The sequence below is a fragment of the Cohnella nanjingensis genome, assembly GCF_014212125.1.
In the GTDB taxonomy this organism is placed as follows: domain Bacteria; phylum Bacillota; class Bacilli; order Paenibacillales; family Paenibacillaceae; genus Cohnella; species Cohnella nanjingensis.
This window is the reverse complement of the sequence record NZ_JACJVP010000022.1, coordinates 44,253-66,862: the sequence shown is the minus strand read 5'-3', so window position 1 is coordinate 66,862 and position 22,610 is coordinate 44,253. Positions and strand designations below refer to the sequence as shown.

21 protein-coding genes and 1 pseudogene are annotated in these 22,610 nt (G+C 59.2%); 13 read left to right on the top strand and 9 right to left on the bottom strand.

Annotated elements, in window-relative coordinates:
- Positions 1 to 569 precede the first annotated feature (569 nt).
- From H7C19_RS12935 to H7C19_RS12880, 12 genes and pseudogenes are all read left to right on the top strand, one after another.
- Entirely contained in the window at positions 570 to 1,670 is a 1,101-nt protein-coding gene (locus H7C19_RS12935) for an alcohol dehydrogenase catalytic domain-containing protein (RefSeq protein ID WP_221469222.1), read from the top strand.
- Positions 1,671 to 1,705: 35 nt separating this feature from the next.
- Entirely contained in the window at positions 1,706 to 2,467 is a 762-nt protein-coding gene (locus H7C19_RS12930) for a DeoR/GlpR family DNA-binding transcription regulator (RefSeq protein ID WP_185143066.1), read from the top strand.
- A gap of 166 nt (positions 2,468 to 2,633) precedes the next feature.
- Positions 2,634 to 3,554: a carbohydrate ABC transporter permease gene (locus tag H7C19_RS12925; protein ID WP_246469475.1), complete on the top strand. Its 921-nt coding sequence runs from the start codon at positions 2,634 to 2,636 to the stop codon at positions 3,552 to 3,554.
- Positions 3,555 to 3,678: 124 nt separating this feature from the next.
- Positions 3,679 to 4,419 carry a carbohydrate ABC transporter permease gene (locus tag H7C19_RS12920; RefSeq protein ID WP_185143073.1) on the top strand — a complete coding sequence of 247 codons (741 nt, stop codon included), beginning with the start codon at positions 3,679 to 3,681 and terminating at the stop codon, positions 4,417 to 4,419.
- A 50-nt stretch (positions 4,420 to 4,469) separates the two neighbouring features.
- Positions 4,470 to 5,801: an ABC transporter substrate-binding protein gene (locus H7C19_RS12915; protein WP_185143065.1), complete on the top strand. Its 1,332-nt coding sequence runs from the start codon at positions 4,470 to 4,472 to the stop codon at positions 5,799 to 5,801.
- A gap of 48 nt (positions 5,802 to 5,849) precedes the next feature.
- Positions 5,850 to 6,608, top strand: coding sequence for a glycerophosphodiester phosphodiesterase family protein (locus H7C19_RS12910; protein WP_185143064.1), 759 nt, complete (start codon positions 5,850 to 5,852; stop codon positions 6,606 to 6,608).
- Positions 6,609 to 6,663: 55 nt separating this feature from the next.
- On the top strand, positions 6,664 to 7,158 hold the full coding sequence (locus H7C19_RS12905) for an MgtC/SapB family protein (protein WP_185143072.1): 495 nt from the start codon (positions 6,664 to 6,666) through the stop codon (positions 7,156 to 7,158).
- 150 nt (positions 7,159 to 7,308) lie between these two features.
- The gene (locus H7C19_RS12900) at positions 7,309 to 8,574 is read left to right on the top strand and encodes an FAD-binding protein (protein ID WP_185143063.1); all 1,266 of its coding nucleotides are present in this window, start codon (positions 7,309 to 7,311) and stop codon (positions 8,572 to 8,574) included.
- Between the two features lie 8 nt (positions 8,575 to 8,582).
- Positions 8,583 to 8,987 (top strand): annotated as a pseudogene (locus H7C19_RS12895) (MFS transporter); the annotation flags it as partial.
- A 215-nt stretch (positions 8,988 to 9,202) separates the two neighbouring features.
- Positions 9,203 to 9,724, top strand: a complete 522-nt coding sequence (locus H7C19_RS12890) for a TetR/AcrR family transcriptional regulator (RefSeq protein ID WP_185143061.1) — start codon at positions 9,203 to 9,205, stop codon at positions 9,722 to 9,724.
- A gap of 315 nt (positions 9,725 to 10,039) precedes the next feature.
- Entirely contained in the window at positions 10,040 to 10,723 is a 684-nt protein-coding gene (locus tag H7C19_RS12885; protein ID WP_185143060.1) for a histidine kinase, read from the top strand.
- 151 nt (positions 10,724 to 10,874) lie between these two features.
- Entirely contained in the window at positions 10,875 to 12,008 is a 1,134-nt protein-coding gene (locus H7C19_RS12880) for an acyltransferase family protein (protein ID WP_185143059.1), read from the top strand.
- Positions 12,009 to 12,032: 24 nt separating this feature from the next.
- On the opposite strand, the gene H7C19_RS12875 is transcribed toward H7C19_RS12880, so the two are convergent.
- Entirely contained in the window at positions 12,033 to 12,485 is a 453-nt protein-coding gene (locus H7C19_RS12875) for an Lrp/AsnC family transcriptional regulator (protein ID WP_185143058.1), read from the bottom strand.
- A 159-nt stretch (positions 12,486 to 12,644) separates the two neighbouring features.
- Between H7C19_RS12875 and H7C19_RS12870 the strand changes: the two genes are divergently transcribed.
- On the top strand, positions 12,645 to 13,295 hold the full coding sequence (locus H7C19_RS12870; RefSeq protein ID WP_185143057.1) for an SDR family NAD(P)-dependent oxidoreductase: 651 nt from the start codon (positions 12,645 to 12,647) through the stop codon (positions 13,293 to 13,295).
- 91 nt (positions 13,296 to 13,386) lie between these two features.
- Here the strand turns inward: H7C19_RS12870 and H7C19_RS12865 are convergent, their stop codons facing one another.
- From H7C19_RS12865 to H7C19_RS12830, 8 genes are all read right to left on the bottom strand, one after another.
- The gene (locus tag H7C19_RS12865; RefSeq protein ID WP_185143056.1) at positions 13,387 to 15,084 is read right to left on the bottom strand and encodes a S41 family peptidase; all 1,698 of its coding nucleotides are present in this window, start codon (positions 15,082 to 15,084) and stop codon (positions 13,387 to 13,389) included.
- 79 nt (positions 15,085 to 15,163) lie between these two features.
- Complete coding sequence (locus H7C19_RS12860; protein WP_185143055.1) at positions 15,164 to 16,552, bottom strand: sensor histidine kinase; 1,389 nt, start codon at positions 16,550 to 16,552, stop codon at positions 15,164 to 15,166.
- Positions 16,549 to 17,229, bottom strand: a complete 681-nt coding sequence (locus H7C19_RS12855; RefSeq protein ID WP_185143054.1) for a response regulator transcription factor — start codon at positions 17,227 to 17,229, stop codon at positions 16,549 to 16,551. Before H7C19_RS12855 ends, H7C19_RS12860 begins: the two co-directional genes overlap by 4 nt.
- 226 nt (positions 17,230 to 17,455) lie before the next feature.
- A complete protein-coding gene (locus H7C19_RS12850; protein ID WP_185143053.1) occupies positions 17,456 to 18,241 on the bottom strand; it encodes a DeoR/GlpR family DNA-binding transcription regulator in 786 nt (261 codons plus the stop codon).
- 293 nt (positions 18,242 to 18,534) lie between these two features.
- Positions 18,535 to 19,935 carry an MFS transporter gene (locus H7C19_RS12845; RefSeq protein ID WP_185143052.1) on the bottom strand — a complete coding sequence of 467 codons (1,401 nt, stop codon included), beginning with the start codon at positions 19,933 to 19,935 and terminating at the stop codon, positions 18,535 to 18,537.
- Positions 19,936 to 20,012: 77 nt separating this feature from the next.
- A complete protein-coding gene (locus tag H7C19_RS12840; RefSeq protein ID WP_185143051.1) occupies positions 20,013 to 20,600 on the bottom strand; it encodes a TetR/AcrR family transcriptional regulator in 588 nt (195 codons plus the stop codon).
- A 267-nt stretch (positions 20,601 to 20,867) separates the two neighbouring features.
- Positions 20,868 to 21,458 carry a TetR/AcrR family transcriptional regulator gene (locus H7C19_RS12835; RefSeq protein WP_185143071.1) on the bottom strand — a complete coding sequence of 197 codons (591 nt, stop codon included), beginning with the start codon at positions 21,456 to 21,458 and terminating at the stop codon, positions 20,868 to 20,870.
- A 77-nt stretch (positions 21,459 to 21,535) separates the two neighbouring features.
- Entirely contained in the window at positions 21,536 to 22,453 is a 918-nt protein-coding gene (locus H7C19_RS12830; protein WP_185143050.1) for an SDR family NAD(P)-dependent oxidoreductase, read from the bottom strand.
- Positions 22,454 to 22,610: the final 157 nt, after the last annotated feature.

Sequence of the window (22,610 nt, the reverse complement as noted above, 5' to 3'; positions counted from 1 at the left end):
TGTACATTTACAACTGTTCGGTCCGCGTTGGAGGTCTGGAGGTGCGGAGGTCTAGCGGTCAGGCGGTCTGGAGGTCCGGAGGTCTGGCGGTCTGGAGGTCTGGAGGTGCGGAGGTCTGGAGGTCTAGCGGTTAGGCGGTCTGGAGGTCTAGCGGTCTGGAGGTCAACGTGCTTAGAATGTCAGAATGTCCGCTAACCACCAAATAAGAATCCGATAGGCCATGTGGATTTTAACGTTGCAGCTCGTAAAGGCCGGATTCGCCGTAGTGCGATCCTTTTATAGTCTGTCGCAATTTTCATTATAGCCCGTGACCTGGCAAGGTCATGCGTGTTTTTTGCGGAACCGAACCGCGCGGGGGATGCAGGAGCCGCTTTTCAGTCCGTTTTGTTTCGCGCGCAAATGAACAATTGTGAGCATTATTATCACGACTTTCGAGCGTAAATGAAATAAATATTAACATTTTTTTCGCGGAAAGTATTGACGGAGCCGGTTATCGTCAGTATGATCTAAATGCGCAGAAATGAACATTTATGATCATAAAAATACAAAAACGAGCGGAGGTTGAAGGATTGATTCCATCAAGCGGCAGCAAGACGATAATCCAATCGAAGGCCTACCGGTTGATCCAGCCGCATCAGATCGTCGAATCGGCCATCGCCCATGAGGTAGAGGAGGGGCAGGTCGTAGTCGAGCCGTCGCTGGGCAGCATCTGTCATGCGGATCTTCGTTACTATAGCGGCAACAGGCGGCCGGAAGCGCTCGCGCGCAAGCTGCCGATGGCACTCATTCATGAAGGCATCGGCAAGATCGTCAGCAGCGGGGTACCCGAGCTGCAGACCGGGCAGCGCGTGGTGGTCGTGCCCAACATTCCCGGCTACCTCACGGACGGCATCCCGCCGGACCAGTGCTGTCCGGCATGTCGATCGGGTCACGGCGAGAACTACTGTCATCGCGGCCGGTTCCTCGGCAGCGGCGTGGATGGACTGGCGCAGAGCCGGCTGGTGGTGCCCGCTCCGTGCGCGATACCCGTACCCGACGAGGTGCCGGATGGGATCGCCGTTCTGACGGAGCTGTGCTCGGTATCCTACCAAGCGCTCGCCGCCGTCGCCGACAAGCTCGCCGCGTCGAAGGTCGCCGTCTTCGGCGACGGGCCGGTCGGCTTCCTGGCCGCCGCCGTGCTGCACCACGTCTACGGCGTCGAACGCGAGCGCCTGCTCGTCTTCGGGGCCATACCCGAGAAGCTCGCCCAGTTCGATTTTGCGACGGTCAGCCTGGTGCAAGACTATGACTTCTCCTCCGGTCCGCGCTTCGATATCGCCGTGGAGTGCACGGGCGGCCGGTTCTCCGAAAGCGCCATCAACCAGGCGATCGCCGTATTGCGGCCGGGCGGCCAATTGATCTTGATGGGGGTGACCGAAGACCGGGTACCGATCAACACGAGAGACGTGCTGGAGAAGGGGATTAAGATGAGGGGCAGCAGCAGAAGCTCGCGGACGGACTTCGTGCCGGTGCTGCAGGCGATGAAGGATGCCGGCTGCCAACGCACGCTCGGCCGGCTGCTGCCGGAGCGCCGGACCGTCATCGACTCGGCCGAAGACTTCGACGCGGCCATGAGAGAGGCAGAGGCGCATCGGAGCTGGGCGAAGGTGCTGCTCGACTTCCGCTGGTAGATGAACATGTCGCGTGAGACGCCCGGTGGCCGCACATGTTAGCGGCGGAGAGGAAAATGCGGATCGTCGAGCACGTGCGGCAGCGCCGGATCGCGACGGTCGCCGGATTGGCGCAGCAGTTCCAAGTCCACGAGGCGACGATCCGGCGGGATCTGATGGAGATCGAGCAGGAAGGGCTGCTGAAGCGGACGCACGGCGGCGTCATCGCCGAGCAGTGGACGCGCGACGAGCCGCCGTTCAGCGAACGGTCGGAGAACCGGCTGGAGCAGAAGATGCGGATCGGCCGGATGGCCGCCAGTCTCGTCGAGGACGGCGAGCATATCATGATCGATTCGGGCACGACGACGCTCCACATCGCCCGCCACCTCGTTAACCGCTCCGACCTTGTCGTCGTGACGAACGATATCAACGTCGCCGCCGAACTTCGCGACGCCCCCGGGGTCAAGGTGATCTTGACGGGCGGGGAGCTGTATCCGTCCAGCTACATGCTCAACGGCATGTTCACCGACCGGGTGCTCGCCTCGCTCCGCGTAGAGAAGGCGTTCATCGGAACGCCCGCCCTTCACCACGCGCACGGACTGATGCATCCCGAAGCGTTGCTCGTACCGGCCAAGCAGGCGATGATCCAAGCGGCCCGGGAGGTGATCGTCGTCACGGACGACAGCAAGCTCGGCAAACTGTCGCTGCATGCGGTTGCGCCGAACGGCGCCATCCATACGCTGATCACCGGAACGGAAGCCTCCGAAGCGCAGCTTCGGCCCTTCCGGGACGGCGGCGTGACGGTGTATGCGGTCTAGCGGCGGGATTTGTGCACTCCGTTCTAACGGCGGGATGGAAGTATCCGGTCTTACGACGGGAAGGGGGGAGGATCCATTCGGTCCGCCGCGCGGCGATGGATGGCGGCGTTCACTCTTTTGGACGAAGGAGGTTTGGCGTGTGGCTCCCTTGGAGGCAACCGAAAGGATGAAGGAAGCGAGCCCGGAGAGCGGAAAACGAACGAGAACCGTAAGACGGAGACGGCTGTGGGAAGGCTTGCGTCCCTATGTTATGATCGCTCCGGCGATGGCGGGCATCTGCCTGTTCGTCATGTACCCGGTCGTCTACTTAATCTACTTGAGCTTCTACAAGTACAATCTGATGAACAAGGCCAAGAGCAAGTTTATCGGGCTCGACAACTACCATCATATCTTCACGCGAGGAGATTTCTACAAGGCGCTGGGCAATACGGCGGCGTACACGGTCGGCGTCGTCGTCCTGACCATGGCGATCTCGCTGCTCATCGCCGTCTGGATCGGCAAGAAGGGACGGCTGAACGCCGCCCTCCAGGCGGGGATCTTCACCCCGCACATCATCTCCATCGTATCGGTATCGCTCGTCTGGCTGTGGTTGATGGACCCGAGCCTGGGCTTCCTCAATTACGTGCTGAAGGCGCTGGGACTGCCGGCTTCGCAGTGGCTGCAGAGCTCGCGAACGGCGCTGCTGTCCGTCATTCTCGTGTCGGTATGGCAGGGCGTCGGATACTATGCGCTCATCATGGTGGCGGCTATCCGCAGCATCCCGACGCCGCTCTTCGAAGCGGCCGCGCTGGACAACGCAGGCAAGACGCGCATCTTCTTCCGCATCACGCTGCCGTTGATCTCGCCTCAGCTCTTTTTCGTGCTGATCATCATGACGATCGGCTCCTTCAAAGTGTTCGACACCGTGAAGATCATGACGGGCGGCGGACCCAACGATGCCACGAATACGCTAGTCTACTATATCTACAGCTTTAGAACGACCAATATTGGATACGCTTCCGCGACGGGCGTCGTTCTGATGGCGATCATCGCCTTATTGACGCTGCTGTACTTCCGGCTGCTGTCAAAGAAGGTCTACTACCAATGAAGCGTACGGCAAGCTTGAGAAGGGGGACCGATCCTTGAAGCTTGAATTCGGACGATTGCGAACGTCGATCAACGCGCTGCTGAAGATAGCCCTATTGCTCGTCTTTGTGTTTCCGTTCCTCTGGATGATCTCGACCTCGCTCCAGACCTTCCGGGAGACGATGGCATTCCCGCCCACCTGGATCCCGGCGTCGCCGCAGTGGGGCAACTTCGCCGAAGCGATGCAGGCCGGCCCGTTCCCGGTCTATGCGCGCAATTCCCTCGTCATTACGGCGTCGGTCATCGTCTTGCAGCTCGCGGTGATGATCCCGGCGGCTTACGCTTTCGCCAAATACCGTTTCAGAGGCAAGAGCCTGTTGTTCGGCATGGTGCTGCTGGCTTTCATGATTCCGGGTCAGGTGACGTTCATTCCCGTCTACCTGATGATGGCGGACTGGGGCGTCATCAAGACGCTGCTGCCGCAGATCGTCCCCTTCATGTCCAATGCCTTCGGGATCTTCCTGCTGCGGCAGTACTTCATGCAGATTCCCGAGGAGATCATCGAGGCCGCGCGGCTCGACAATGCCAGCGAACTTGCGATCATGTCGCGGATCATGACGCCGATGTCCATGCCGGCGCTGGCGACGGTGGCGCTGTTCAGCTTCGTCAGCCATTGGAACGATTACTTCTGGCCGCTCGTCATGACGGATTCGTCCGCCGTGCGGCCGCTGACGATCGGCATCTCGATGCTCCGGGAGACCGAGGGCATCAGCAACTGGCATATCATCATGGCGGGCAACGTCGTGCTGGTCGTCCCGATCCTGTTGGTGTACCTGATCTGCTCGAAGCAGATCGTCAAAGCGTTCGTGTATTCGGGCATTAAGTAACCGATTGACGTACCGTTCTACCACTACGAATACGACGGAGGGGTTTGGAAATGGTCAAGAGAACGATAAGTCTGGCGATGACGGCGACGCTGCTCGCCGGGCTGTTGGCCGCCTGCAGCGGCAACGGGGGCGGTTCGAACGCGGGCAACGCGAACGCGGAAGGATCGAGCGCGCCTACAGCGAGCGGATCCGCCTCGGGCGGCGGGAAGACCACCGTGCAGTTCTGGCATTCGGTAGGCGGCAAGAACGGCGAGTATCTGGACGCGCTGATCAAGCGGTTCAACGCGAGCCACGACGATATTCAAGTGGTGGGCACCTTTCAAGGCAGCTATGATGAAACCGTTACCAAACTGCAGCAGGCCGTATCGGCCGGCACGGCCCCGGATGTGAGCATGCTGGAGCGGGCTTACGTGGAGCTGTTCGCGGACTCCGACGTGCTGGAGGATCTGACGCCTTATCTGGAGAAGTCGAAGATGAGCGCCGACGACTTCAATGCCGGGCTGATGGGACACTCCGTCTTCAACGACAAGCTGGTGTCGCTGCCGTTCAACCGCTCGACGCCGATCCTTCACGTCAACAAGACGCTGCTGAGCGAGAAGGGCCTGTCGGTCCCGAAGACGTGGGAGGAATTGAAGCAGACGGCCAACGCGATGGTCGTGAAGACGAACGGCGAGTATTCGCGCTACGGGCTGACGATGCCCTACGATACGTGGTACCCGATCGCCCTCATCTCCCAAGCGGACGGGAAGTTCTTCAACGACGAGCATACGTCGCTCGGCTTCATCGACAACGGCATCGGCGACAAGGTGTTCCAATATCTGAAGGACCTGCAGAAGACCGGCGCGCTGTATTACCCGCCGGCCCAGGATTCCGGCAATATCGTCAACCAGATGTTCGTGGAAGGCAAGGTCGCGATGATGTTCCAGTCCACCGGCACGATCGGCAGCCTGAGCGGTACGGTCGGCTTCGATTATACGACCGCGTTCTTGCCGCAGGACAAAAAGTACGCAAGCCCGACCGGAGGCGCCAACGTCGCGATGCTGGCCGGCTCCAAGCATAAGGACGCGGCTTGGGAGTTCCTCCGCTATCTGATGGAGGATCCCGACGGAGGGCTGCAGTTCATCCTCGATTCCGGCTACCTCCCGTTCACGAAGAAGATGGCGGAGTCCCAGCAGATGCAAGATCTGTGGGCGAAGGAGCCGAACCGCAAAGTCGCCTACGATCAGCTGCAGTACGCCATCGACACGAACAAGGACGTCGCATGGCCGGAGATCATGCACGAATTCTTCTCCGCGATCGAAGCGATCATGTACGATAGTAAGGACATTCAGTCGACGCTCGGTACGTTCAAGAAAGAGACGGAACGGATTCTGGCCGAATAATCCGCGGATGCGGCAACGATCATGCGAACGATAGGAGATGGAACTACGATGATAGAGCGTCTGGAGTCAGAACGGAACGTCTTTGTGTCCGGACACCGCGGCTACAAGTCCGCTTATCCGGAGAATACGCTGCTGGCTTTCGCCAAAGCGTTGGAGCTCGGCGTGCCGATGCTGGAGTTCGACTTGCGGTCTTCGCGCGACGGGGAGATCGTCGTTATTCACGACGAGACCGTCGACCGGACGACGGACGGCTCGGGCCGGGTGAGCGATCTGCCGCTGGCGGAGCTGAAGAAGCTGGACGCGGGCGGGTGGTTCGGGCCCGCATTCGCCGGGCTGAGGATTCCGACGCTGACCGAGCTGTGCGAGTTGTTGCGGCCGTATCCGGAGCTGCTGCTGAACGTGGAGATCAAGCCGGCGCCGGACGGACGCGAGGTCGCCGACGCGGCGGTCGCGCTGCTCGAGAGCTACGGCTATCTCGAGCGCTGCGTCTTCACCAGCTTCGACGCGGACGTCCTGGCGCATATTCACGACCGGTACGGGCGCAAGACGCAAGGCTTCCCGGGCGAAGTTATGCGGAACTTCGTCGACGGACCGGAGGGGACCTACGCCAAGATGTGGGCGATCGCGCTGAATATGAAGCAGCTGACGCCGGATGCGGCGGACGCGTGCCGCGAGAGGGGGCACCTCGTCTGGTGCTATTGCCCGGACGACGAGGCGCAGGTCCGCTACGCGCTGGCCTGCGGCGTGACGACGATGACCTGCAACGACCCCGTGCCTGCGCTTGCGATCGCCCGCCATCCGGCCTGAAGCGCGCGATACGCGGGAGGAGTGACAGGTGGTGACTCTATTGTTGAGCGTCAAGATGCATCTGCTGGAGCATTACGAGATGTACGCGCGCGTGTCGCTCAGCGCGCTGCTCGGCTTCCTGATCGGCTGGGATCGCGAATCGAAGAGCAAGCCGGCGGGGTTGAAGACCTATATGTACGTCTGCGTTGCCAGCACGCTCATCACGCTGACTTCGATCTACAGCGTGGAGAAGTACAGCACCGGCAATCTGCGGACGATGATGGACCCGATGCGCCTGGCCGCGCAGATCGTATCGGGGCTCGGCTTCCTGGGCGCCGGCGTCATCCTGAAGAACGGCTTGCAGGTCAAGGGGCTGACCTCCGCGGCCATGATCCTGTTCGTCGGCGGGGTAGGGATCGGTATCGGTGCCGGCTTCTACGGGATGGTGCTCTTCGCGGTCCTCGTCTCGACGCTGATGGCGAGGATCGGGAACATCGTGGAGAAACGCAAGTTCGTCCGCTCCAAAAACGTGTATGGGGACAACGGGGAAGAGCTGACGCTGGAACCGTAGCGGACGGAGGGCGAATAAGAGCAGGCTGCCGGGTTCTTGCCGGCGGCCTGCTCTTGTTATGCGCGTTAAGCGGGAAAAGCAGGGATTTCCGGCTCGAAAACGAAGTAGTAGCAAGATGCATCGGATTCGTCCGGGAAGGGGAGCGAACAAGTGGAGAATCATCGCAACTGGGCAGGCAACTACAAGTATAGCGCAGCGGAGCTCCTGGTTCCCGAGAGCGTGGAGCAAGCGCAAGAAATGGTGGCGCGCAGCAGCCGGATCAAGGTGCTCGGAACGCGCCATTCGTTCAACGGCATCGCCGATACGACCGGGACCCAGGTTTCGCTGCAGCGGCTGAACCGGGTCATCGCGCTGGACCCGGCGAACCGGACGGTGACGGTCGAAGGCGGCATCCGGTACGGAGAGCTGGGCCGGTACCTTCACGACCATGGCTTCGCGCTGCACAACCTCGCGTCGCTGCCCCACATTACCGTCGCCGGTGCGATCGCCACGGCCACGCACGGCTCCGGCGACCGCCACGGCAATCTGGCGACCGCGGTTCGCGCGCTGGAGATCATCCGGGCGGACGGGGAACGGGTCGCGTTCAGCCGCGAACGCCCGGAAGACGGCTTCGTCGGGGCAGTCGTGGGCCTCGGGGGATTGGGCGTCGTTACGAGCGTCACTTTGGAGATCGTCCCGGCCTTCGAGGTGAGTCAGCGGGTGTACGATCGCCTGCCTCTAGCGCAACTTCAGAACAGCTTCGACGATGTTTTCTCCGGCGCTTACAGCGTCAGCCTGTTCACGGATTGGCGCTCCGACGCGTTCAACCAGGTATGGGTGAAGCGGAGCGCCGGGGACCGGGCGCCGGATCCGGCGGAGTCCGCGTATTATGGCGCGGCGCCGGCCAACGCGAAGCGGCATCCGGTGCCGGGCCACGACGCGGCCCCTTGCAGCGAGCAGCTTGGCGTTCCCGGCCCTTCGTACGAGCGTCTGCCGCACTTCCGCATGGACTTTACCCCCAGCGCCGGGGACGAGCTGCAGAGCGAGTACTTCGTGCCGCGGCGGCATGCCTATGAAGCCTTGCGCGCGATCGACCGCCTGCGGGCGCGCATCGCGCCGCTCCTGCATATCTCCGAGGTGCGCACGATCTCGGCGGACAAGCTTTGGATGAGCCCTTGCTACCTGCAAGATGCGGTGGGGATTCACTTCACGTGGAAGCCGGAAGGGGAAGCGGTACGGCAGACGCTGCCATCCATCGAGGAGCAACTCGCGCCCTTCCAGGCCCGCCCGCACTGGGCCAAGCTGTTCACCATGCCGCCGGAGCGGGTGCAGTCGCTCTACGAGAAGCTGCCCGACTTCAGGCAACTGCTCCTGCGCTGCGATCCGCAGGGCAAGTTCCGCAACGCCTTCTTGGATGAATATATAGGGAGGGAATAGGAGGGCTGGGCGGTTTCAGCACCGACCGCTGGGGCATCCACCGCACCTTGTTCAGCGGAATGGCGCTGCATATCCTCATGCTCGTCGCGCTGTCTTTGGTGACGAACACGCTCGTCGGCGTGATGGGCGTGCTGCTGTTGTGGTCATTCTCCGCCTGGTCGTCCGGACCGACGCAGCAGTATCATCTCACGACGTTCGAGCCGGGGGCGTCCGGGGTCCTGCTCGGGCTCAACCAGTCCGTCATGCAGCTCTCGATGGCCGCCGGCGCGGGGATCGGCGGGGTTGCCGTCGAACGGATCTCGCTCTCTTCCGTGACTTGGCTTGGGGCGGCGGGCGTGGCTATCGCGATCGCTTTCGCGGCGATGCTTTATCGGCTCGGATCTGCCAGGACGTTAACGGCACAGCAATCCTGAAAAAGATGCGCAAAACAAGCGGCCCATGGGCCGCTTGTCTGGTGTTCAGCCAGCGTATCCGGATCGAACCGTTTGAGCACTTTAAAGTCATTGGAAAACGTGTTCACGATCGAGGGCGCGACGGTAAATGGCTTGCAATGGAAGCGGATCTGTATTATAGTAAGCTCATAGTTAGTGATTAACCAATCACAAAAGAAGAGAGCGGGTGGACAACGATGGCCAAAGGAACGGCAACGTCGGTTAGCCGCCGTACGGATATCGTCGCGGCAGCGATCGAGGTATTCGCCGAGATCGGTTACTACCGGGCGACGACGGCCCAGGTCGCGGAACGCGCGGCGATCTCTCAGCCCTACGTCTACCGGTTCTTCACGAAGGAATCGCTGCTGGTCGAAGCGCTGGAGGTATCTTGGGAGCGGATAGCCAAGTCTTTTCAGCAGGTGATCGACACGGTCGCGCCGGAGCAACTGGAGATCGCCTTGATCCGGGCCTACGAGGCGATCATGGAATCGCACCGCAGCGAGATCTTGCTGCAGATGCAGGCGCAAACCATACGGGAGACGCCGGTGCGCGATGTCATGAGACAGGGTATAAGTCAAGTGAAGCAGCAGGCGGAGCGTGCTTTTGCGGAAGCCGGCTTTGCGGATGCCGAAGAGCGGACTTCGGACTTCCTGGCCAGAGGGATGCTGTGCAACGTGTCGATGGCGATGGAGATGCCGGGTCTGATGGTGAAGAAATAGATGATTCCGATCATCTATTTCCAGTGGCGGATCGGTTCGGATACCGGCGGAGCGGGTTTTTGCGGGTCCGAATGGGGCGAGATAACCGTAAAGAGGCAATCCGCAATACGACCAATCGTTCGTTTCTCGCTTGGACCTGAAAGCAGGACCTCTTTCCGGTAAAAATAACAGGCGTGCTCCGTTCCGAAATGCTGTAAAATAAAGGGACATTGCTTCGCCCATTCGGTGCCTCGGAAAGGCGTTGACTCCATGATGGAAGCATCCCAGGCGGGGAGCGGAGAGCCGGAGGAGAGACGTCCCTGAAGCTATCTGTTCTTGTCTCTGCTGCGAATCGGTTTTTTCATCCTCCTCAGCTGTATTTATTATTTCTCCGACGCGGGCTACGGCGCGTGGATCACGGTGTATATCGTCGCGACCTTGGCCGTCCTAACCGTCGCCAGCCTGCTGTATCCTTACGTCTCCGATCGCCGATCCCTGCTCGTTTTGGCCATTGTCGATCTCTTGGCCGCCGCGCCGTACTTATTGTTTCTAGGGTTGGTCGCCTTTTCGGTATTCATGCACCTGGATCACCGCTGGCTGAACGTCGCGTGGGCGATCTGCCTTCCGCTCCTCCTCATCGCGCAGATCGTCCTCGAAAGTCGGATCTGCGGCCACGTCGAGCTGACGATGTATATCGTGAGCACGGCCTTCGTCGTCTTCGCCACCCTCATCGGATCGCTCATCCGCTACTATCGGACCTCTCGCATCCGAATCGCCAGTTTGTATGCCGAGCTTGAGCAATCCCACCGGCAGCTTCGCGCTTACGCCCAGAACGACAAGGAGATAGCCGTCAATCGCGAGCGGATCCGCATCGCCATAGAGATCCACGACACCGTCGGGCATGCGATGACGACGCTGCTCGTTCAACTGCAGGCGGTCCGCAAAGTACTGGAGTTCCGCGACCGTACGCAGATCGCCGTATTTGCCGTCCGACAGGGTATCGCCCGATTCGAACCGTGACTTTTGGATAGACGCAATGCCAAAAGGAAGAAAGCCGAGAACGGCCGTTCGCGGTTTTTTGGATGCGCGCTCTACCGTTTGGCAGATTCGCGATCGATCCGGGATTGTTATACTTAGATCAATTCAGATGCCCATACCGGGAGGGAACAAGGTGGAACAATCGCGTTTGCGGTACATCGATTCGCTGAGAGTCTTCTTGACGGCGCTCGTCATCTGGCATCATACGGCGATTACCTACGGGGCTTCAGGGTCGTGGTACTACATCGAATACACGAGCGATGAGCTTACCGCGACGACGGGGATACTGTCTTTGTTCACCGGCGTGAATCAGGCGTTCTTCATGGGTTTCTTCTTCCTGCTGTCGGGATACTTCATCCCGGCTTCCTATGACCGGAAAGGGGCGGCGCGTTTCCTGAAGGAGCGGTTCATCCGGCTGGGCATCCCCCTTCTTATCTATGTCTTCCTGATCGGACCTTCGTTGATATACGCGATTGCGCCGGCGGGCAAGGGGACGTATGGGGACTTTTATCGTGAGTACGTCTTGACGTTCCGGCTGGTGAATTGGGGTCCGCTGTGGTTCGTGGAGACGCTGCTCTATATGGCGATCGTGTATGTGATCGTCCGCGGCTTGATGCGACAGAGAAGACTGGCGATCGGCGCGGACCGTCCATCGGCGTTTCCCTCGCATACGGCCATCTTCCTGTCCGCGCTCCTCATCGGTGCCGCATCGTTCCTCATACGACTGATCATGCCGACCGGCGAGGAAGTGCTAGGTTTGCAGCTCGGGTACTTCTCCTCCTACGTCTTCCTATTTGTTGTCGGGATCGTCGCCTATCGTCGGGACTGGTTCACGCTCCTGTCGGCGGCAACCGCACGATTCTGGTTCAGGATCTCCCTCTGCGTCATTCCGTTTCTCCCGATTGCCGTGGTGTTGGGAGGCTTGCTGGGACCGGACGAAGCAAGCATCAACGGCGGATGGAGTTGGCTTGCGCTCTTCTATGCGTTCTGGGAACCGTTCGTCGCGCTAGGGATGATCATGTACCTGCTCGTACGGTTCCGGGGCCGATTCGATCGACAGAGCCCGTGGATGACGTGGCTGGCCAATCGCGCCTATGCCGTCTATATCATTCATCCGCCGATCGTGGTCGCGGTATGTTATACGCTGCGCGGGGGAACGCTCCCCGCCATGCTGAAGTTCCTTATCGCCGGCTTGCTGGCAACGGCGCTCTGCTTCGGTATCGCCGGCCTGCTGCGCAGGATTCCTTGGGCCGATCGGGTGTTGTAGGGGAGTCGCACATAGGTAGTGCGATTAATCATTATTCTTCGCCTCGGGCATCGCAGGCACGATGCCCTTGTATTCGACGGGGGAGGAGAGCGCGATGGAGGTCGCGAACTTCCCGTACCTCGCGAGCTCGTTCTCGAGGAGCTCCAGCGCGGGCAGCGAATCGGCGACGACTTTCAGCAGATGATTGTATTCTCCGCTGATCCGATGACACTCTACGATTTCTGGAGCGCTCTGGCAGAACGCATGGAAGCTCGAACAATCCGAGGCGCGGAACCAGATAAAGGCCAAGGCCGTCTTTCCGATCTTCTCGCGGGCGACCATGGCGCGATAGTCTTTAATGATCCCGCGCTCCTCTAGTCTCCGTACCCTCTCCGTCACGGCCGGTTGCGTCAATCCGACCGTCTTGCCTAGCTCCGTCATCGAGATTCTGGCGTTGTCCTGGAGGTATAGCAGGATCTGTCTATCCACTTGATCCATTCGGATGATCTCCTTATCATTTCAAGTTCATTCATCACATATAGTTTGAATACCTTAGTCATTAGTCGAATGTGCCTTGGTATTGGCATGTATTGCCCGAATGATATCAAATATAATAAGAGGTGTAAAGAAGCCGCCAAATAAGGGAGAGAAACCAAAGTGGACAAAAAGACCATCGTGATCGTCGGAGCGGGCGTCGGCGTAAGCTCAGGCGTGGCCCGCGTGTTCGGTCGGCGGGGATTCAGAGTCGTACTCGTCTCCAGGAGCGAGGAGGCATTGGCCGGACACGTCCGCAGTCTGGCGTCTCAGGACATCGAAGCCTACGGTCTAACCGCAGACGCTACGGATCCCCACTCCCTCCAAGCCGTATTCGAACGCATTCGATCCCAATACGGCGTGCCGGATACGCTCGTCTACAATGCGGCCGTGATTCGAGGAGGCACCGCCTCGACGCTGACGGAGAACCAGCTACTGGACGATTTGAAGGTGAACGTCGTCGGCGCATTAAGCAGCGCTCGGCAGGTCATCCCGGACTTCGTCGCGCGAGGCAGCGGCACGATTCTATTTACAGGCGGAGGGCTCGCGCATCATCCTTCGGCCGACTATGCGTCGCTCTCGATCGGTAAGGCCGCGATGCGCAGCCTGGTCTACACCCTGGGCGACGAACTGGCGCCGCAGGGAATCTATGTGGGCACGGTCACCATCGCGGGGAGCGTGAAGGAGGGCACCCACTTCGACCCGGATCGAATCGGTCAGGTGTACTGGGAGATGTACGAGAAACGCGAGGAGCGGGAATTCATTTATCAGTGATGCGATATCCAGTCTGCTAGAAAACCCTCAGCCAACCGCTGAGGGTTTTAGGGTCTGGAATACCAACCTTGTTCCTGTACCTGCGCTTCCACTACTTCATGCGCGCCAATGCGTCTATCGCATAGTTCAGTTCAACGTCTTGACCTTGAATATATTTTTCTTCAAAGTTTTGTTCGTTCAAAGGGATTCGGATATCGGGAATGCCTCCGCCTTGCCCCGTATCATCGCTGTCCCCTTGAATGACTTTGTCTTGATTCAGCGATCTGCCGTCCGGGAATTGAAGGAGGTAGCCCTCCGGCATCTCCACGCGTATCGGACCGGTCACGACGCCAAAGGAGCCATTCGTAGACGTGAATCCAACGATCTTGACATGAGGCATTCCCTTGAGCGCGATAGGCAAGCCTTCGCCGGAGCTTCCGGTTCGATGGTTGATTAATATCGCGACGTTCCCCGTATAACGGGGTTCGGCGGGTTTGATGATGCGGGTCTCCATGGCGTTGATCTCGAATCTCCGGGTGATGCGGCTATAATAGCTCACGTATTCATACAACCTCTTCTTGTCCACGAAGAAGCCGGCCATCGAAGCGACAAGATCGTCGTCGCCGCCCGGGTTATCCCTGACGTCTATGACGATACCTTTCACCTGCCGGTCGCGGAACAGGTTCAACGCTTCTTTTAACACCTTCTCCGGGTTGGAGATTGTCTTGCTAGGGAGGAAATATCTAATCTTCACATAGCCGTATCCGTTGCTCAGTACGGAGGCTTCGATGGGCGCATCCGTCTCGCTCCACTTGGCTCTCGTTCGCTTTAGTGTCTCGTAATGGTCGTCATACGCCTTTAAAGCGACGTTTTTCAGTTCATGGTCGTCTCTATTTCGATAAGCGATTCGAACTTCCTGTCCGATCGGAGCCCTCGCCATGAACCGTCCTTGGTTGAATAGCCGGTCGCCGTCCGTCGCCATCGGGCTTTCGCTCCATGAAGCGCGCGCATAGACATCCTTTGCGGGTTCGCCATTCCAACTGACGATCTCCGCGCCAAGCTTGATTCCGCTTCTCTCGGCGGGACTGTCCTTCAGAACCAAATCTACGAGCACTTTCCCGTCGTCCAACCGGATCGCGCTGATCCCCAAGCCGCCGCCCGCTTCATGCTTGAAGACGGTATTGCCGTCATATAGCCGTTCGTTCGCGATTTTGATATGTCCGTCCCGGAGCGAAAATAAATATTCCCTCAACGTTTTATAGTATAAATCTTTGTCCTTCGTTTGCTCCGCTTTTTCAAATATCGGCTCGTACTTGCGCTTTAGTCGATCCCAGTCCACCTTCTTCCAATCCCCGAACGGATACTCCTCGGATAGTCGCGCATTCAAATGGACGAAAGCCTGGGCGTAGCCCATATCGCCGAAATGACTGACCGGGTTGTACCGGGTCTCTCCCGCAACCATCAACGCGATTCCGAGGGGGATGACGCCGCACGCGCACAGGATGGCCCTTGCGATCTTAAACTTGCGCGTAGGGATGCGACGGGCGGGTCGGAATACGTTCTTCACCGTACAGAAGAATAAAATGGCCGTTAAGGCGTAGATCAACCACGCCAGAAGGGTCGTATCCCCGTTTAGCATACTTGCTATCGCGATCGCGACCCCGGCGCTTGGCAAGAAATCGAACCACCTATAACGCTTTTGAACGGGCACCGCCAGCCCTACGAGTACCGTGAGATTGAGGAGGATTAACCCCATTTCATAGACGGTTAACCACATCCAAGAACCGAATACATTCCCTGCCATGCTCATTTGTCATGTCCCCCAGTCCGTTATCCGCTTTCCTTGACAACGTATTGGAGAAATATGAACGGAGCGTGAACTGGAATGTCTATCCGGAACGCTGATCGGTCTTCCCGCGAATGGCGGGCGGACAGCCCGGGAGCTTCACGGTAACCGTCGTGCCTTGGCCGATCGCCCCGCTCGCTTCGATGCTTCCCTGATGGAGCGCAATGATTTTCTTGACGATGGCGAGGCCGAGACCGCTCCCGCTGCCGCTTCGCGACCGGTCCGTTTTGTAGAACCGCTCGAATATACGGTTTCGCTCTTCGGGCGAGATCCCGATTCCGGAATCGGCGATGGTGACGGCAAGCTCATTGCCGTTCGGCACGAGCGCGATTCGGATCTTGCCCCTGTCGGGCGTGAATTTGATGCTGTTGCCCAGCAGATTGATCCACACTTGATTGAGCTGGTCCGGGTCGGCCGTTATTTTCGCGGCAGCGGGGAGCTTCAGATCGATACGGATGTTTTTGGAGGACCAGAGGGGCTCGGAGGAGACGACAACTTGTCTGATCTGCTCGTCGAGGTTGAAGGTAGCGGCTTGGAAAGGATGGTGATCCGATTCGAGGGAGACGAGCTTAAGCAAGTTTTCGCTAAGTCGGGACAACCGCTCGCTCTCGGCCAGGATAATATCCAGATAGCGTCCCCGATGGTCTTCGGTTACCAGGCGGTCGAACTTCAACGCCTTCGCGAAACCGGTTATGGACGTAAGCGGCGACTGGATCTCGTGCGATACGTTGGATACAAAGTCTTGCCGCATCGTCTCCAATTGTCGGAGCTCGCGCGCCGTCTCGTTAAAGCTATGGGCAAGCATTCCTAACTCGTCTTTCCGTTTCGTCTTTAATTCCACTTCGAAATGGCCCTGCGCGAGCTGTTTGGTCGCTCTCGTCAGCGCTTTGATGGGGCGTACCAAATAGCCGGCCGCAACGAGGATGCACAAGCTTCCAATCGCCAAGACGAGGAGCAGAATCGTCACGATCAGGCGGATGATGGTCGCTTCGTTTTTGGACGAGGACACGATGAACAGCGAATAGGGCTTCCCCTCGAAGGAAAACGGCAGACCGACGAATAACGTATGATCGACCTTTTGCTTGGACCGATAAATCTCGCCGTCCCGGACTTGTCGGATGGATTCCGGCGCGATCGCGACGGCAGCATCGGGTTTTGACCAGCCATACGATTTCATTTCGCCTGCATCGGTAAAGAGTTGAATCGGATAGGAGGTTAACCCCGCGATGCGGTTCATGAACGCATCCAAATCGCGAGGCTTCGTCTGCGCGTAGAGTCCGATGATATGATCGCCCGCCGCGATCATGTCTTTCTGCCCCAATGCGTTAAGCTTATTCTCGAAGACGGCCAGTCCGATCCCAAAAGCCGCGATCAATCCGATGATAATCGAAGCTAGGAAAGTGAGCACGACGCGGACATATAGCGTTTTCATTCCGCGTTTACCACAAGCCGGTATCCGAGACTGCGGGCCGTCTCGATGCGGAAGTGCCGCGCCTCGCCGGCAAACCGTTCTCGCAGCCTTTTGATATGAACGTCCACCGTCCGATCATCGCCTTCATAATCCATCCCCCAAATTTGCACGATCAGCGCTTCCCGGGTGAAGATCTGCCCCGGATGGCTGGCGAGCTTGAACAGCAGCTCGAATTCCTTCAGCGGAAGGGTCAGCTCCTCATCGCCTCGGATGACTTTGTAATTGCGACGGTTCAGTACGATCCCGCCCAACCGAATCATCTGGGAAGCGGCGATTCGGTAACGCTTCAGCAGCGCTTTGACTCTCATCACCAGCTCGACAGGATCGAACGGCTTAGTCACGTAGTCGTCCGTTCCTAACCGAAAGCCCTTCACCTTATGCTCCGATTCGCCTTTAGCCGTTACCATCAGGAGGGGGATGTCGGGATTCCGGTCCCGAATCTCCATGCACAGATCCCAACCGTCCATCAGCGGCATCATAATATCGAGGATGACCAGATCGACGACCGAACCTTCCATGATGGAGAGCGCTTCGGCACCGTTCGCCGCCTCCGCCGTATCGAACCCTTCATTCCGTAGAAATAAGCGCATCAACTCGCGAATGTGCGCTTCATCATCCGCGATTAGGATTTTGGTCATCGCAGCGAGGCTCTCCTTTCCATTCCCTTCGACACAGACAAGTATGGCAATCTAGCCGCCTCAAGTCTAGAAATAATTAAGCCATCCCTATTGACCTTTTCATACGGATTAAGGAGGTGTTGGTCGCCCTCATGTCCGAAAATGCCGACAAGATAAAAGAGCCGTTAGGTCGCCCTAACGGCTCTTGCGCTATACCCGGGAAAATCCGCAATCTGCGGCAGGGCCATCAAGGCGCCGCCATCCAGACGACGCCGCGCTCTTCGAGCGTCTCTTCCCAGCCTTTGGGGATCTCCACGTCGCTGATGACGATATCGATATCGCGCCAGTCGGCGGTCCGATAGAGCTGGGTCAATCCGATCTTGGTGCGGTCCGTCAAGACAATCGTCTGCTTGGCGTTCTCGATGACGCGATTGACGAGCTGTCCGCGCTCCGCGTCGAAGGACGTGATGCCTTTGCCCAGCACGATCCCGTCGATCGAGACGAACGCCTTGTCCGCATGGAACAAGCCCGCCATCTTCTCCGCGATCGAGCCGGTGACCCGGGAGTGGGTCGTATTCACCTTGCCCCCGATGAGATAGATCTCCCCCGAGAACAGCTCCTTGTTCTTGTACTCCATCAACAGATGCAGCGCCGGGATGGAGATGGTGAGCACCGTCAGATGTTTCTTGTTCATCAGGTACTGGATCATCGGCAGCGGCGTCGTCCCGTCGTCGAGGAAGATCACGTCGTTGTCCTCCACGAGCGTGGCCGCCAGCTTGCCGATGCGCTGCTTCTCTGCGGCATACAGCACTTCCCGCTTGAGGTAGGAGGGCTCCTCGTTGCTCGGATTGATCTTGATGGCGCCCCCGTACACGCGCTTCAGCCGGTTCTCCGCTTCGAGCTCCTCCAGATAGCGGCGGATCGTCTCGGATGAGACGTTCAGCTTCTGGACCAAGTCGAAGGTCTTGACCTGCCCCTCCAAATTCAATAGATCCAGGATGACTCCTTTGCGTTCCTCTCCCATCAGTGACAACGCAGACGTCCCCTTCCGATCGTAACGATGTTAGCTCCCATTATAACGGTCGGGCAGCGAATTTGCCATTCCCTTCCCAGCTTGCGTCTCGGGCTAAAGAGGGGTGGTTTACTTCACTTCGGCGGTTCGGCGGGAGTTAAGCGGAATGTGAGGAAGATTTTACTTCACTTGGGCGCCACTGCTGAGGCAGAAAAGGAAGCGATCAGCCCATGCCAAGACGCCTCCTTCCCTGAAGGGAGGAGACGTCTTTGTCTAGGACGGGTTATGACTGAGCAGGCTCTCGCCGGACGGCTTTAAGCCATATTCAACTCGTGCTTGGATGCTTCGATACGCCGGCGTCTGCCGAACGCGTAATAATAGACGGCGAGGCTGACGACTTGCATGACGGCCAGCACCAGCCAGATATTGCTGAAGATCATGCCCTTGGCGTGACCGAAGAGCGGATTCCAGGACAGGTGCGCCGCTCCGCTGCGGTCTGCCATCTTGCCGTAGATCCCGATCGCGATCCCTTGCGAGATGAAGTTGACCATCGCCAGCATCCCCATGCCGACGCCGGTCTGTTCCTGGGGCAAGACGCGGGAGATCGCGTTGGACAGGGCGATGACGAGGAAAGATTGGCCGACAGTGCCGAGAATCAGGATGCCGGCGATGAACGGCGCGGCGCTCGCGGCGAAGGTCGAGAGCAGGGCGTGGCAAGCGAACGCCAGCCCCGTCGCGATATACCACAGGTACGCGTTGCCCTTCAGATCCGCCAGCCTGCCGCCCTTGCGTCCCCAGACGGCGGAAGCGACCGCGGCAGGTACCAGCGTAAAGCCGATCCACACCGAGGGCAGCGCCTGAACCTTGGAGAGCAGCAGGGGACTGAGCACGTTCAGCGAGCAGCCGATGCCGTTGATCAGGAAGGCGACCGTGAGGCCGAGGACGTACTTCCGGTTGCGGAACAGCGTAGGCTCGATGAACGGCTCTCGTGCGGTACGGACGCGGGCGATGAACAGCGTCAGCGCGGCCGCGCCGCCTAGCGCGAATGTCCAACCGTTCGTGACGCTCAGCAGCAGCAGAGCCACGGTGACGGCCAGCAGCATTCCGCCGCCCCAATCGAACTTGCCTGCTTCCCGCAGCTGTTCATCCGCTAGATGCTTGCGGTACATCGGCAGCGCGATCAGGATGAGGAGGGGGACGGCGAACAGCCAGCGCCAATGAAGGAAGCTGACGATCAACGCGGAGATCACCGGTCCGAGCGCGCTCCCCAGCGCGAGCCCGACGGCCGTGAGCCCGAGCGCCGACCCTCTGCGTTCCGGCGCGAAGTACCGGATCGGGATCAGCATGGCGACGGCGGGGATGACGGCCGCTCCCGCCGACTGCAGACACCGGCCGATGAGCGCCAAGGCGAAGGTGTGGGAAGCCAATCCGATCAGGGAACCGGCGCCGAACAGCAGCAGTCCGAACGTCACCAGCGTCTTGAGCGGGTAACGGTCCGCCAGCTTGCCGTAGGTGACGGCGCCGATCGCATAGATCAGGATGTAGGCGGAGGATAGCCAACTGACTTGGGCGAGGGTCAGCCCGAAGTCCTCGCTGATCTGTGGCAGCGCGATGTTGAACATGATTCCGCTCATCATGGAGATCGTGAGGGTGAGCATGAGGATGCGCATCAGCCGGTTTCCCGCCTCCGCCGGCTTTGTCGTTTGGACGTTCATGGCAGATTCCTTCTTTCTTTTACGTATTCGAGGCGATACGTCTGTCAGTACTTACTGACATATGGGGCGTAAAAAAACTAGGGGGTTAAGGCCCTAGCGAATATCCTCACGCTCTCTTGCATGAAGGGCTCGAGCTTAATGTGCGGATAATTCTTGCCCGCGTCCAGATCGTTGATGAACGCCCCGAAGTGCGCCATCATGAACGCAAAGGCCTGCATCTCCGGATTCGTCCGAATCATCTTGCCTTGCTCGCCCATCGCGATGAAGTAATTCGTCAAAATCTCCAGCAGCTGCAGCGGATGCTGCTGCGTCCGTTCCTTGAAGCCGGGCAATTGGACTTCGTCCTTGAGGCTGATCTGGATCATCTTCCGATTGCGGTTCATGATCTCGTGGTACGTCCTGCAGACGGTGAGCAGGTCTGTCTCCAGGTCCCACACCAGCTTCTCCTTGAAAAGCTTCTTCATCTCTTCGGCATAGTGATAACGGTCGAAGGCGGCTTCGAGGAGCTTCTGCTTGGTGCCGAAGTGGCGGAACAGCGTCTTCTCGCTTAAGCCCGCGGCCGTGGCGATCTCCTGCGTGGTTACGCCGTTGTACCCTCTCTCCGAGATCAGGTTGATCGCGGCCAGCAGCAGCCGGTCGCTGCTCCCGAGATTGCTGTTGTCCATCTGCGCCCTCCTCTCTCGAACGTTCTGACTGTCAGTACTTACTGACATCATCATAATCGGCTTCCATCCGTCTGTCAAGGGAGAAATGCCGATCTCGATCGACAGGAGACTCTGGGCTGTCCCGCCTGCGAGGCGACTGCGATCTCGCTGGATGGCAAAAAAGCCGCGAAGACGCGATAAAAGCGGATCTGTCCGGACGGCGCTTGGCCGCGTATGCTGCGGAAAGCGGATCTATCCGGACGGCGCACGGTAGAGGCGGGCGGGGCTTTAATTCTGCAGAATCTTCATCAGCCGGTCGATCTCTTGGAGCCAATAGCCCTCGGGAGCGTTCGCATCCTGCAGCATAAGGCCGGTAATAACGGAGAGGTAGAGGAGCAGCAGCCGCTCGGGATCGCCTTCGCAGAACTCCCCGGCCTGCTGTCCTTGAACGAGGATCGGGGCCAACCGGTTCAACGTCTCTTGGGCGGAGTAGCGTTCGATCAGCTGCTTGACTCTCTCCGGCGCTTCCTCCGATTTCTGGGCTTGCTGGAGCAGGAGGAAATACCGCTTGTGGCTCGCATCCAGCATGTTCGCGGTGAACGCCCGAATGCGATCGGTCGGGGTGCCGGGCAGATCCGGCAGTCGGTCGATGGCCGCCTGCGCGGCTTCCAACGCTTCCTCCACGAGCAGCGTAAAGATCTCTTCCTTGGATTTGAAGTAGCGGTAGGAGAGGCCTTGGCTGATGCCGGCTTCGGCGGCGATCATGCTCATCTTCGTACCGGAGAGGCCTTGCTCGGCGAACACGCGAAGGGCCGCCCTCTTGATCTGTTCCTTGCGCGCATCTAGAGACGGATCGGCTATCGGTTCCTGGGATGACATCAAGTCTATTCACGCTCCTGTAGGGTTATCATGGGACTCCTATTGGGAAGTCGTCAGGCAATCGAAGGAGGCCGGCGTCACCGCGCGAAGGAGCGGGTCTGCAGCTCGCTGACCTCCCACAATCGCTTGGCAGCTTCCGCGTCGCGGGCGGATGCGGCCGGCAAGGCCTCTTCCAAGTCGGCGTAGTAACCGCCGCTGCGGCCGCTCACCGCATCCGAGTCCGCCAGCCAGACGAGCGTCTCGGCGCCTTTCTCGGGGGTGCGGGAGAACAGGCGCATGACGGCCATCGTCATCCGGGCCAACCAGCCGTTGTCCTGATTGAAGTTCGTGGACACCAGGCCGGGATCGAAGCTGTACGCCGAGACGCCGGTCCCCTCCAGCCGCTTCGCCAGCTCGGCGGTGAATAGGATATTGGCGAGTTTGGTCTCGCCGTACCGGAAGTTCGCGCCGCCTAGCAGCGATTGGGGGAAACTATAGAGACGCTTCGCCGTCAGGTCGTCGAAACGAATCCCCTTCTTCGCCATCTTGTGGCCGTGCGAAGCGGTCGTGATCACGCGGGCGCTGACGCTCTCCTTCAGCCGGTCCAGCAGCAGCTTCGTGAGCAGGAAGGGGCCGAGGTGGTTAACCGCCCAAGTCATCTCCTGGCCGTCGTCCGTCAGCTTCCGCGTCACGAACATGGCGCCGGCGTTGTTGACTAACACGTCGATGCGAGGCCATCTGCCCAAGATGTCTTCCGCCGCCCGCCGGATGGACGACTGGGAGGCCATGTCGGCCAGGAAGACGTCTACCGTGACGTCCCGTCCTTCCGCCGCTTCCCGGATCCGCGCGACCGCCTCCTCCGCCTTGGCGGGATTGCGCGCGACGATTCCGAGGATCGCGCCCCGCGCGGCGAGCGCTTTGGCCGCAGCCAGCCCGATGCCGCTGGTCGCTCCGGTTATCATGACATACTTGCCGCGCACCGTCCACTTCGCTTCCGTTTCCATTCGCTCCGTCATCTTGAATTCCTCCTTATGATAAGTGAATGAACCATTCATTCACTTTGATCATAAACGGATGGCCATGAACTGTCAATGGGCGTTTTCGCGATAGGGGCAAAAGATTCGTAAAGGGAACGGTGCAGAACCGCCAATAGGGGGACGGCGACGGACTCGC